Here is a 13235-nt window from a genome sequence, read left to right as displayed (position 1 = left end):
TTATTAAATACTGACCCCTTCAGACTAAGTTTGTTTATGAGTTCAGGATTTTGTAATGAGTCAGTCCTTTTTTTTATTTGAAATATGATATAGTAAAGATACAGCTTTGTACAATGATAGAGGTGTCACGAATGAATGAGCAACGATATGTTGTAATTGACTTAGAAACCACGGGTAATGCACCTAAAAAGGGTGATAGGATTATTCAAATTGCTGCTGTTGTTATCGAACAAGGGCAGATCGTAGATAGATATATGAGCTTTTTAAATCCTATGCAAAAAATCCCAGTATTTATTGAAAAATTAACGGGAATCACAAACGATATGGTTGTGGGTGCCCCGACCTTTGAAGATATAGCTGAAAAGCTGATATCGTTGCTAAAGGACGCTACCTTTGTCGCACATAATGTCTATTTTGACTTATCCTTTTTACAAGAGGAATTAAGTAATTGTGGATTTCAATTTTCTGGTCCAATATTAGATACAGTTGAATTGGCAAGAGTTGCGTTTCCCACAGAAAAAAGTTATAAATTATCTGATTTAAGTGTTGAATTTGAGATACTCCATGTAAATCCGCATCGTGCTGATAGTGATGCTGAAGTGACAGCTCTTCTTTTACTGCGGATATTTGAAAAAATAGAAGCATTACCAATTAGTACTCTTCAACAATTATCAAAACTCACAAGATCCTTTATAAGTGATATTGAGGAAATAATTGAAGAGCTAATTTCAAAAAAATTAATCACTATTAAGCAACAGCAAATTCGTAAGGAATTATTAATTATTAGGTCATTGGCCATTAAAAATATTATTCCCTCAAAAGAGGAGAATCAAAGCACAAATATAGAACATATCAACCCTGGCGAACTTATTGAGATTTTTCAAAATAAAGAGGGCTTGCTAAGTGAGATTTTACCAGATTATAAAGTAAGAACAGAACAATTACTCATGATGAATGAAATTTTTGATGCTTTTGACACACATCAGCACGGTTTCTTTGAGGCAGCAACAGGAAGTGGAAAAACAATTGCCTATTTAGTTCCTGCATTATATCAATCAAAGAAAACAAATAGGCCAGTAATAGTAAGTACGTTTACAACAAACCTACAATCACAAATACTTGAGCGTGATATACCTCTACTCGAAAATATAGTACCATTTGACTTTTCGACAACCATTTTAAAAGGGCAACGTCATTATTTATGTTTGCAAAAATTCGAACAGTTGCTAAAAGAACAAGACGACAATTATGATTTTATTTTAACTAAGGCCCAGATACTCATCTGGTTAACGGAAACAGAATCAGGAGATGTTGATGAATTAAATATTCCATCTGGTGGGGGTGTCTTATGGAACCAGCTACATGTAGACGGATCATCATTAAAAGGAAACCCGTTTTTACCATATTGTTACTATCAACGTGCAAAGGTTAATGCATTAAAGGCAAATATTATCATTACCAATCATGCAATGCTATTGTCAGATATGAACCGTGAGGAGAAGCTATTACCGTCATATCAAGAAGTAGTTATTGACGAAGCACATCATTTTAATCGAGTTGCTAGTCAACAGCTTGGTGTGAGGGTATCCTATCTTGACGTTCACAGCTTAATAAATCGTTTAGGTACCTTTCAAACAAAAGGGATAATTAGTAAATTTATACAAGTAAGAGAAATAACAGGTAATAAAAAGCATGAAGAACTAAAGGAAATGGGTGATGTTCTTCCGAATCTACAGGAGGAATGTCATCAGCTATTCTCGGGTATTCATTCCTATGTGTTAAAGCGGAGGAAGGAAGCTCATTTAAATCGTATATCCTATAAATATAAGACAGAAGAAGAAAATAATCGTGCCTGGGATGCACTTTTAGAGCTAGCACAAAGGGTTATGTTCGAAATGATTGATGTAATTGTCTTAATGGAGAAGTCACTTTATGATATACAAGATATAAAGGAAGAAAGTCTTCTCATTAAACATAAAATTATTTTGGAGGAATTTAAACATATTCTTTCTATGTTTAAAGAGTATAAAAACAAAATAGAGTATTTGTTTTTTACTGTTGACGACTCGATTGTTACCTGGATTGAAATTGATGCAAAAGGAGCAAGAAATGCTGTTTATATTTATGCTCAACCATTAAAGGTATCGGAGTACTTAGCAGATAAATTTTTTGCGAATAAACAATCTGCTATATTAACTTCGGCAACTTTATCGATAAAACAGTCTTTTTCATACATGATTGATGCTGTAGGATTAACGGATTTTTATCCGAAACAACAACTTTTAGCATCACCGTTTAATTATAAAGATCAAGTTAAAATGTTTATTCCAAGTGATATGCCATTAGTTAATGAAGTTTCTCTTGATGAATATTCAGAAGCCATTGCAGCCAATATTGGCAGTGTTGCACAAATTACTGATGGAAAGGTATTGGTTTTGTTTACATCGTATGAAATGCTGAAAAAAACGTATCAATTGTTAAAAGAGGATGAAACACTTGAAGATTTTATGATACTTGGACAAGGAACTGGTAGTGGTAGTCGTTCGAGGTTAACGAAAAACTTCAGACAATTTGAAAAAGCAATACTACTTGGTACAAATAGTTTTTGGGAAGGTGTAGATTTCCCTGGAGATCAATTGACCGCTTTAATGATTGTCCGTTTGCCTTTTGCAGCACCTGACGAACCACTGGTAGCAGGAATTAGTAATCAATTAGAAAAAGAAGGTAAAAATGCATTTTATGAATTTTCACTACCAGAAGCAATTTTACGATTTAAACAAGGATTTGGACGGTTAATACGTAAGGAAGAGGATCGTGGAATTTTATTTGTGTTAGACAACCGAATTGTTTCAACAAAGTACGGAAAAGATTTCCTTGCCTCTATTCCTGATATTGATATTGAAAGAAAGCCAATGCATTTGTTAACCCACTCAATAGAAGATTGGATAAACTAATTGAAAAAGCGGCTGATTCTATCTAGATGAATCAGCCTAAATGGTGTGAGTTAGGAGATAATTTATTATCATGCTAAAGTAATTAGATTGTTAATGAAATCATGGTACAACATTGATTGTTGTAATGTTATTGTGTCCAGACGATAAAGACATATTAGTAACAAAATTTGTTTGCCTTAGGAGGAAGATGTCATGGAAAGCAAAATAGAAATAATATCAACTGTAAAGGTGGATCATTCTGATGATTTATATAAAGTAGTTGATCTGCTAAACAGGACGTTAAAAAGGGAAGACTTAATGTTTGGATTAGCACTTGACCAGGAAAGTAAAAATAAGTGTATATTTACAATTTATCGTACTTAAGGAAGTTGATATGTGATGGAAAAAAAAACAATCATTACAATTTGCATACTAAGTATTATTTTATGTCTTTCCATTTGGGTTTTTTCAACGACATATAGTAGTGCTAGAGAACAATACAGTCAAAACCATGAAAAATCGAAGGAACTAGCTCTAGAGGTAGGAAAACTATCTTCAGTTGATTCAATTGATACATTCTATGGACAATTGAAATATCATGTCTTATCAGGTAAAAACAATAAGGACGAAAAAGTTTATGCCTGGGTTCCACAGAAGGAAAAAAGTGAGGAAGTCATTGTTGAAAATCAATCTTCTGGTATTACTAAGGAAGAGGCTATAAACAAAGTAAGCAAAGAGAATGATCTTGTAGAACTAATTGTTGTAAATCTAGGTATGGATGAAGGTATTCCAATTTGGGAAGTCAAGTATCGGGATAAGTCGAATCGTTATACATTTGATTATGTGAGATTTTCTGACGGAACAATCGTTAAACATATGGCTATTAAAAACATTAAGGGTATGTAATGAAAAATTCGAATGACCATTATTAAAGCTTTTTACTCGTGTTCATTGCGACAACGAATCAAAATAAGTATAATGTTATAAGGTTAGTACATAGTTAGTAGACATCGTAGCTCTTTGGAGGGAATTTTAGTGAAAACAACGATAGCAGAAGTAGGGAAATATGTTGGACAAGAAGTAACAATTGGAGCTTGGCTTGCAAATAAGCGATCTAGTGGAAAAATTGCATTTTTACAATTGAGAGATGGAACTGGATTTATCCAGGGCGTTGTAGTAAAAGCTGAAGTTGCTGAGGATGTTTTTCAAGCAGCAAAATCGATTACTCAGGAAACGTCTTTATATATAACAGGGGTCGTGCGTGAAGATAATCGATCACCGATTGGATATGAACTGGGAGTTACAAATGTTCGTGTGATTGCTGAGTCAATTGATTACCCAATTACACCTAAAGAACACGGTACTGAGTTTTTAATGGACCATCGACATTTATGGCTTCGTTCGAAACGTCAGCATGCGGTCATGAAAATTAGAAATGAAATTATTCGTGCCACATATGAATTTTTTAATAAAGAAGGATTTGTAAAGGTAGACCCTCCGATTTTAACTGGTAGTGCTCCTGAAGGAACATCTGAGCTCTTCCATACGAAATATTTTGATGAGGATGCATATCTCTCGCAGAGCGGTCAGCTCTATATGGAGGCGGCAGCTATGGCATTAGGTAAGGTGTTTTCTTTTGGCCCTACCTTTAGAGCAGAGAAATCTAAAACACGCCGTCACCTCATTGAATTCTGGATGATTGAACCAGAGATGGCTTTTTATGAATTCGAAGATAATTTAGTTGTCCAAGAGACATATGTATCGTTCATTGTACAAAGTGTCATTGAAAATTGTTCATTGGAATTAAATACATTAGGAAGAGATCTATCTAAGTTAGAGAAAATCAAAGCACCTTTCCCACGAATTACTTATGATGAAGCCATTAATTTTCTGCATAACAAAGGATTTACAGATCTAAAATGGGGAGATGATTTCGGAGCTCCACATGAAACAGCTATTGCAGATGAATATGAAAAGCCAGTTTTTATTACTCATTATCCGACTAGCCTTAAGCCTTTTTATATGCAGCCTGATGCCAAGAGAGAAGATGTTGTATTGTGTGCTGACTTAATTGCACCAGAAGGCTACGGTGAAATTATCGGAGGTTCTGAACGTGTCCATGATGCTGAGCTCCTCAAACTGCGTTTAGATGAACATAAACTAGATAAAGAAGCTTATAAATGGTATTTACAGCTTAGAGAGTATGGTTCTGTCCCTCATTCCGGCTTTGGATTAGGTCTTGAACGAACCGTGGCATGGATCAGCGGGGTTGAGCATGTACGTGAAACGATACCTTTTCCTCGATTGTTGAATCGATTATATCCTTAATAATATCTTTGACTGACTTTATTAGTGTTAAAAACTAATGAAGTCGGTTTTTTATTAGGTTAATGAAGGAAATTGTTTTATGAAAGGTAACGTTATGTATTAACAGAATAATCATCTCGAAATCAGACTTTTACAATGTAGGTTTGCGATTTATTGGCAATAACAACCGGACTTATTTTATAGATGGATAGTAGGTGTCATGTTATACTAGTTGTGAGGTGTGTTTGATGAATAAAGAACAATTTATCCATATGCAAGAGTCAGGGAGTATATCAATACCTGTGATTTTATTTAATAATTACGCAAATTTAGGTTTAAATGAAGAAGACTTTATGATGATTTTACAAGTGAAAAAATTTAAACAAAATGGCAATCAATTTCCAACGCCTAACGAACTATCTGAACAAATGTCTATTACAACCTCATCATGTACCTCCATACTTAGGAGTTTAATTCAAAGAGGTTTTTTAACAATTGAAGAATGTGAAGAGAATACAATTCTTTTTGAAAACTATTCCTTAAAGCCACTTTGGGACAAGTTATTTTCTTATTTAATGCAAGAGAAGAGTAAAAAGGAACTAGAAGAAAACAAACAGGCTGATGAAAATTTATATACGATTTTTGAAAATGAATTCGGTAGACCATTATCGCCTTTCGAGTGTGAAACATTGGCAATTTGGATTGACCAAGAGGATTATGATCCAGTTATAATAAAAGCAGCTTTGAGGGAAGCGGTCATGTCAGCTAAGTTAAACTTTCGCTATATTGATCGTATTCTCTTTGAATGGAAAAAGAATGGTATCCGAACAATTGATCAAGCACGTAATCATTCTAAAAAATTCCGTCAAAATCAAAGTAACTCTCCGATAAAGCAAGAAAGTAATGAAGAATATAAACGAAAAGTTCCATTTTATAATTGGCTTGAGAGCTAGTAAATAGCTCTCTTTTTAGTGTTAAAATAAGATCAGGTAATTAAAAACCATTCAATAAGTACAAGCTAAGAAGGTGAGTAGGTTGTTAACAAAAATCCAAATTCGAGAATGTCTAGACACGTTTGAAACAATGTTTCCTGAAGCGCATTGTGAACTCGTACATGAAAATCCATTTGAATTAGTCATAGCTGTAGCATTATCAGCACAATGTACGGATGCATTAGTAAATAAAGTAACAAAAAATTTGTTTCAAAAGTATAAAACACCAGAGGATTATTTAGCGGTATCGATTGAGGAACTGCAATTAGATATAAAATCAATTGGATTATTTAGAAACAAGGCCAAAAATATCCAAAGCCTTTGTAAAACATTGTTAGAACAATATGGTGGTGTCGTTCCAGATAAACACGAAGAACTAGTTACATTAGCAGGTGTAGGTCGTAAAACAGCTAATGTAGTTATGTCTGTAGCATATGGTGTACCTGCAATCGCTGTTGATACTCATGTTGAAAGGGTCAGTAAGCGGCTAGGTATTTGTCGTTGGAAGGATTCAGTTTTAGAGGTTGAAAAAACACTTATGCGTAAAATACCAAGAGAAGAATGGTCAGATACACATCATAGGTTGATCTTCTTTGGACGTTATCATTGTAAGGCACAGTCACCTAAATGCCAAGTATGTCCACTATTACATTTGTGTAGAGAAGGACAAAAGCGTTTGAAAAAGGAAATCGTAAAAAATGCAACTTAACAACAAAAGCGTATTTTCAGTCCCTGAGTCATTCTTAATTGAGCCGTTTTATAATGAACAGAAAAGGATTAGGTTTTTCAATCATGTACCATTAGATGAGATATTAAAGATAGAACCATTTTATTTTGATATGCTTGAACTCATAAAGATAACAGGAAATGAAAGGCCATGGAATAATAGGGTGCAATCAGTACCACTGGTGATTAGCCATTGGAAAAAAACAAAGTTACAGCTACAAGAAAACTTTGCAAAAAAAACGTTCAGTATCAAAAACGAAGCACTATCTATTCATGGAATATCATTATTTATTATCTGTTTATTTTGGACTAATGAAAAATCTGTTAAGAGCTTAGAAGTAAGAGAGATGATGATAGCTGAATTAAAATGTAAGCCAATCAATTGTGTGGAACGGTTATTGTTTATCATTAATAAACCGAGTCAGTATCATTCATTTATTCAATTAGATCAAATGTTTAAAGAACATGAAAAGATCTTTTATAAAACAGTGGCTTTAAAACGATTGTAATAGTAAAAAGGGATTACCAATAAGGTAATCCCTTTTTACTGTTTTTAGTTAGAAGATTATATATATTTGGCTTATTCTTCATCCTCATCGTTTTTTCTTGTTGCATTTTCTTGAGGAGGGGTAGTGACCTCAGTTGAAGGTGGTGTTTGACCAGTATCCTCATCTGTTTCTTGATCTTCAGGGTCACCCGTTTCTTTTTCATCCTCTTTAGGATCCGTGTTCACATTTCCGTTTCCGTCCTCATTGCCATCATTTCCATTTTGGTTACCATTCCCGTTGTTATTTCCGTTTTCTTTATCCTTATCTTTATCTTTATTCTTTTCATCATCAGGAACTTCATCTGTTTCTTCTGGAAGTTCAGGGACATCTATGTCAGGCTCAGGTACTTGAATTTTGGTCGCTGCAGCATTACTGCGGTTGTTATTATCATTATTGCTTACTGCGACAACCTGGAAGGAATAGATAGCACCTGGAATAACATTAGAGATCTGGTAGCTAGTACCCTGTGAATTATTAACAACTTGATAGGAGCCTTCATCAACTGATTGACTAACTTCAAAGGATACATCAGATTTTTTATAGTCCCAACCAATACTTATTGAATTTGATTCTTGATCATAATTGATCGTTAAATTAGATGGTTTATCAAGCTTATCATATTTCTTTGATACCTTAGTAGGTTCTGTGCCTTTTACATAGTATTCATATGCAATCTTAGAAGATGGGGTATAATCACTTGCTAAAACTTCCTCCATAGAGCCTTTTTCTACTGCCTTTTTAACGACACTATTTGGCTGTTTAAAGTCTGATGTGTCTCCTTTTGCAACAGCGGTAAAGACTTCTTTAAACATTGCTTTAGCTAGCTGTTGGTCTTCATGATTTAAGTAAACTTTGTCGAGATCCTTACTTATATTATATCCTGTCCAGACAGCAGCTGTGTAATTTGGATTATAACCTACAAACCAAGCATCTTTGGCAGCACCAGATGGAACATTGTATTTTGCTTTGTCATCTTCATCGAAGTTCGTAGTACCTGTTTTACCTGCTACATTAACATTACTTATTTTTGCCGCAGTACCTGTTCCATATTGAACAACAGATTTCATCATATCAGTCACCATAAAGGCAGTATAATCGCTCATTGCAGCTTCTGGTTCAGGCTCTAAGCTAATTTCCGTTCCGTCACTTAAAACGACCTTTTTTACTGCATGTGGCTCAATATAGATACCATTATTACCAAAAGCACTAAAAGCACCAGCCATTTGAAGAGGGGAAACACCATGACTAAATCCGCCAATTGCATAAGGCTCATAAATTTCCTCAAGAGGAATACCTAGACCTTGTGCAAAATCTTGTGCTTTTTCTAAGCCGACTTCTTGTAATGCTTTTAATGCAGGAACATTTCGTGATTGAGCTAATGCTTGACGTATCGACATTTGGCCCTTGTATTTACGGTCCCAGTTATTAATAGGTGTTTTACCATCACTATATGTGTAAGCCTCATCGACAATTGGTTTATTAGTCGACCATTTTAAATGTTCAATTGCAGGTCCATAATCCAAAACAGGTTTAATTGTAGAACCTGGTTGACGTTTAGCATCTGTTGCATAATTGAAACCACCAACAGGTTGATTACGACCACCACCAATTGCACGTATTTCTCCTGTTTTTGTATCAATCAAAGTTATACCAGCTTGCAACTGGTCGTCAGGGAAATTCATAACATCGCCATTTAATACATTTTCAACAGTATCTTGAGCTTTTGAATCTAAAGTAGTATATATTTTTAATCCTGCGGATCCGGCATCAATATCCGTTTTCTCTTTCACTTCCTCAATCACTTCTTCGACAAAAGCGTGATAAGGATTTGCCTTTTCTGTTGGTTCAACTACAGTAGATTGAACATCTATTTTCTTTGCTTCATCTGCTGCAGCTTCCGTAATATATCCATGCTTTGCCATCAAAGTTAGTACGATATTACGACGTTTTTCTGCACTTTCTGGATTCGTCCTTGGGTTATAATTATTAGGACTTTGTGGCATTCCAGCAATCATTGCAGCTTCATGTAGCTCTAATTCGCTTAATGGCTTATCATAAAAAGATTCAGCTGCTTGTGCTACACCATATACATTCCCGGGGAAGTATATTTTATTTAAGTACATTTCAATAATTTCTTGTTTGGAATACTTTTGCTCTAGTTGGAAAGCTAGCCATAATTCTTGTACTTTTCTAGTTATTGTTTTATCAGGAGTCAACAGGGAATTTTTAATGACCTGTTGCGTAATCGTACTACCACCTTCAGCACCAAAGCCTTCTTGAAAATTAGCTACTAACGCTCCACCTAAACGAATAACGTCAACTCCATTATGGTCATAGAATCGAGCATCTTCCGTTGCAAGAACAGCTTCTTCAAGATGTTTTGGTATGTCTTTGTAAGGCACGTATGTGCGCTTCACTTGTCCGAATTCTGTGATTTCTTTCCCATCCATATCATAAATGATTGAGGAGAAAGAATCCTTCAGTTTTTTATCATCTAGCGGTGGGGCCCCAGCAACAATAACTGCAAAGGTTATTCCTCCTGCAACCATGCCAATAATTCCAATCACTAGCATGCTTAAAAGAATTTTTTTCCAAACAGATGTAGATTTTTTCTGTTTTTTCTTATTTGTATTTGGTGATTTTTTTTGAGTCTGTTGTCGTTTTCGTTCTTCACGACTTTTATATTGTTCAGACATTGTAAGACCAACCTTTCTAATAAACCTTATTAAGGTTCTTTCTTTACTTGTATCATGTATTCGCAAAATTCTAACTAGAGTCATTAACTAATGGTTCCTGTGATGTCAATTTAATTGATATAAGCATCAATATAGATAGGATATCTATTTTAAAGGATTCTTAAAAATATAGTTTATCGATAATTTTTAAATAGTCAATCCTAGCTTGGTAGCCTAACGGAATATTATATCCCTTTTCATTGAGTTCATCAATAGTTATTGATTTCCTACCACCTGTTTCTTGACGATTCCAGAATAGTAAAAGTTGTTCTGCTTCTAGAAAATAAAAAAGATTAAATGCTGATAAAATAACAAAGCAAACTCCACCTTGATCTAAAACACTCTTCATATGTTCAATTTGATGGGCATGAAAATTTTGTAATGGAAACGATGTTTTACTCTTTGTTTCTTTTGCTTCAAAATCAATGTATTTACCTTTGTATATCCCGTTATAATCGGTTGTGGAGCTTTGTTTAAAGTATGCCTCCCTAATCACAGCCCCACTTCGCCTAGGATAATCGACATTTACTATTTGAATAGGTGTTGGCTTTTTATGAATTACCGCTAGCTGGGTCTCAAGATAATATTTATTCGTTTCATTTAAATCTTCTTCTAATGTCATACCGCGATTACTATATGTAATGGAAGATTGTTGTTTTGGTGTTGGTCTGTGTTCCTTTGGTTGATAAGGTTTTCCGTTGGGATAACGAAAATTCATATGCTACCTCCTCATTAAAACTACTACCTATCATACCAAAAATATCATCAAAGAAATGATAAAAAAGTTTCAAATTTGTTAATGTGTACAATTTAACTGTTTAGGATACGATAATTATAATAAGGAATGGCTGGATCTGCGCTTTCTTATCATGTTCTGGGCTATTCGTCTTACTCTTTTAAGAGGTGAAACAGTGATTAAAACTAAACAGGAACTTGGGAAAACCGATAAAGAGATCATTACATCTATAGTTAATACGACAAGATTAAAAAATTATGACAATATTTCAAGAACAATTGCCTATGAGAAATTTTATGCTGTTCATCCTGAAATTAAATGGTCATACCTTGCAAGCATGGTTTCGAGAAATGCTGGATGGAGCATGACAGATCTACAAGGTAAATGGTATAGAAAAGCGTTAAAAACGGAACAAAGAAGTCTACTCTTTATGACATATGAACGAGCAAATTGGTTGATCTTTCATGATGCTTATCCACAGCTCTTACTTTATCAATGGTCGAAAAGGGTTAACAGGCCATTATTTCATTTACTTAAATTTTTCCGAGTATCCCATTTTATGGAGATTGAATGGAATAAATTTTGGAATGAGAAACAAACAAATCGATTGATGACAGCACTGATTATTAATGAACAGAATGTTATCCAGACACCTGTGATAAAAAATAAACTGTATAACAGTCATGTGTTTAATACATTCCCATATAAATTTCAAGATATGTTCCATTTTAGTACTGTTGTATTTCCTCATTTAAATGGGAACCTTTATGGTTTCTCAGTATCAAATTTCACTAAGTTGACAAATAGGATAGAGCTGGGTAAGCAATTAGCTTGGTTACTTTTTTATTCTGGATTCTTCGAACAATTCTTAACTTTTTCACATACTGTCCTACATACAGGATCACGATATGATTATGAACAGTATTTTCCCGAAAAAAGAAGAAGAGAAACACCATTATTACGAACCATCTATCCTATTGTTTCACATACAATAGACGTAAAAAGAGGAGATTGGTTTCAAGGGCAACATACAAAAAGATGGTTTAGACATCCAAAAATCCCAAAAAAGTATGAAATAACAGAGTGGTTTAAACATAAGGAAGATCAGATGCATATGCTGAATTTGCTTCATGAATATTGGAGAAATAGCTAAAAAGCAAGGACAAAAGTCCCTGCTTTTTTTGTACGAAATTAGCAATTAAAGCAATCACTAATAAAATTATTAAGTGGAAGGACGATTTGGTCCATCTAATTTTTTATCTCCTGTAATACGCGCTTTTTCTTCAGTAGTCTGTTGGTTTCCTTTAGGTTTTTTTGCCATTGTTAGCACCTCCTACTTTTTATTGTTTACAATCTTATTTATTTCCATACAAGTCGAACAGAGATGTCGAAGGGTGTTTCTTTTCACTTTCTTTAGCGAATAGAAACTAGTTTTGTCAAGTGTGAAGGAGGATCAATGGATTCAGACGAATTATAGCTAAAAGAGGAGGGAGAACGAATGAAAAATATCATTGATAAAACTATAATCGAAGGAAAGTTAGCGGAGTTAGAATCAGAACTCTTAGCACTTGAGAATGCATTTAATGAGAAGCTTTCACCTAATAAAATAAAATATCAATTAATTGATGATGCTAATCATATTGAACAACAATTAACAGAAATTATGTCTTGTCTAGATACAGAAAGACAAACTCATCTGCAGAATGATCGCTATCGTACGTCCCATGCTTCTTGCTTCCCTTATATTGCATCAAATGTATAGAATAGCGTAGATTTTTAGCATTTACTATAATTAATGATCAAGGAATGGAAATTTCTAAGTAATAACCAGGGGGTTTTACAAGCGGTTTAGGTAGTAATTTGGTATGATAAGTTGTAGAGGTGAGCCTTTAATGGAATTAATCATATCTTCAAAACAACTCTTAGAGATAATGAATGATTGTAAAGTTAGGTTTGAGGGCAGAAATGAGAAGCCTGAAAAGACCGAAAGTTTGTTTTATAATGAAGTAAGACCTACGTTTGAAACAGTTATGAATCTTGCAAAGTCTTGGCAACCTTTAGCTGAAGCCTGGCTGGTTGAAAATAATCCAAAGTATATTCATAAGGCACAAGTAGAATCAACCATCGAAAATATTGAACAGGTTGTTTTGCAATCTTTTTATAAAGATGTAAATAATCAAAGATTTCATAATTTACACCACTCTATTGAATATATAATTACAAGTATTCTTGTTGCGATAAAGGAAAGGGACTGACTT

Annotated in this window: 13 protein-coding genes; 10 read left to right on the top strand and 3 right to left on the bottom strand. The window is 34.1% G+C overall.

Translation table 11 applies throughout. The features are described 5' to 3' along the window. Positions 1–131: 131 nt before the first annotated feature. From dinG to AC6CHR_RS07030, 7 genes are all read left to right on the top strand, one after another. Positions 132–2954: an ATP-dependent DNA helicase DinG gene (dinG, locus tag AC6CHR_RS07060; RefSeq protein ID WP_498247863.1), complete on the top strand. Its 2823-nt coding sequence runs from the start codon at positions 132–134 to the stop codon at positions 2952–2954. Between the two features lie 192 nt (positions 2955–3146). Further along, positions 3147–3317, top strand: coding sequence for a YpmA family protein (locus AC6CHR_RS07055; protein WP_498247861.1), 171 nt, complete (start codon positions 3147–3149; stop codon positions 3315–3317). Positions 3318–3332: 15 nt separating this feature from the next. Then, complete coding sequence (locus AC6CHR_RS07050; RefSeq protein ID WP_498247860.1) at positions 3333–3839, top strand: cell wall elongation regulator TseB-like domain-containing protein; 507 nt, start codon at positions 3333–3335, stop codon at positions 3837–3839. A gap of 129 nt (positions 3840–3968) precedes the next feature. After that, positions 3969–5261: an asparagine--tRNA ligase gene (asnS, locus tag AC6CHR_RS07045; RefSeq protein ID WP_498247858.1), complete on the top strand. Its 1293-nt coding sequence runs from the start codon at positions 3969–3971 to the stop codon at positions 5259–5261. Between the two features lie 227 nt (positions 5262–5488). Next, a complete protein-coding gene (locus AC6CHR_RS07040; RefSeq protein WP_498247856.1) occupies positions 5489–6193 on the top strand; it encodes a DnaD domain protein in 705 nt (234 codons plus the stop codon). A gap of 82 nt (positions 6194–6275) precedes the next feature. Next, on the top strand, positions 6276–6941 hold the full coding sequence (gene nth, locus AC6CHR_RS07035) for an endonuclease III (RefSeq protein ID WP_498247855.1): 666 nt from the start codon (positions 6276–6278) through the stop codon (positions 6939–6941). Then, complete coding sequence (locus tag AC6CHR_RS07030; RefSeq protein ID WP_498247854.1) at positions 6931–7467, top strand: YpoC family protein; 537 nt, start codon at positions 6931–6933, stop codon at positions 7465–7467. The genes nth and AC6CHR_RS07030 overlap by 11 nt, the downstream gene beginning before the upstream one ends. A gap of 71 nt (positions 7468–7538) precedes the next feature. Here the strand turns inward: AC6CHR_RS07030 and AC6CHR_RS07025 are convergent, their stop codons facing one another. Both AC6CHR_RS07025 and recU read right to left on the bottom strand, forming a co-directional pair. Next, on the bottom strand, positions 7539–10202 hold the full coding sequence (locus tag AC6CHR_RS07025) for a PBP1A family penicillin-binding protein (RefSeq protein ID WP_498247853.1): 2664 nt from the start codon (positions 10200–10202) through the stop codon (positions 7539–7541). A 160-nt stretch (positions 10203–10362) separates the two neighbouring features. Continuing rightward, positions 10363–10959 (bottom strand): Holliday junction resolvase RecU, encoded by a 597-nt coding sequence (recU, locus tag AC6CHR_RS07020; protein WP_498247851.1) that lies wholly within the window; start codon positions 10957–10959, stop codon positions 10363–10365. 151 nt (positions 10960–11110) lie between these two features. Here recU and AC6CHR_RS07015 point away from each other — a divergent pair, with 151 nt between their 5' ends. Further along, a complete protein-coding gene (locus AC6CHR_RS07015) occupies positions 11111–12130 on the top strand; it encodes a DUF2515 family protein (RefSeq protein WP_498247850.1) in 1020 nt (339 codons plus the stop codon). Between the two features lie 69 nt (positions 12131–12199). On the opposite strand, the gene AC6CHR_RS07010 is transcribed toward AC6CHR_RS07015, so the two are convergent. Further along, positions 12200–12298, bottom strand: a complete 99-nt coding sequence (locus tag AC6CHR_RS07010) for an acid-soluble spore protein SspM (RefSeq protein ID WP_498247849.1) — start codon at positions 12296–12298, stop codon at positions 12200–12202. Positions 12299–12475: 177 nt separating this feature from the next. Between AC6CHR_RS07010 and AC6CHR_RS07005 the strand changes: the two genes are divergently transcribed. Next, on the top strand, positions 12476–12739 hold the full coding sequence (locus AC6CHR_RS07005; RefSeq protein ID WP_498247848.1) for a hypothetical protein: 264 nt from the start codon (positions 12476–12478) through the stop codon (positions 12737–12739). A gap of 130 nt (positions 12740–12869) precedes the next feature. Next, the gene (locus tag AC6CHR_RS07000) at positions 12870–13232 is read left to right on the top strand and encodes a DUF1798 family protein (RefSeq protein WP_498247847.1); all 363 of its coding nucleotides are present in this window, start codon (positions 12870–12872) and stop codon (positions 13230–13232) included. Positions 13233–13235 lie beyond the last annotated feature (3 nt).

The organism is Metabacillus sp. GQ13, assembly GCF_059758525.1.
The sequence above is the reverse complement of the archived record's forward strand: the minus strand, read 5'-3'. Positions and strand labels throughout refer to the sequence as shown.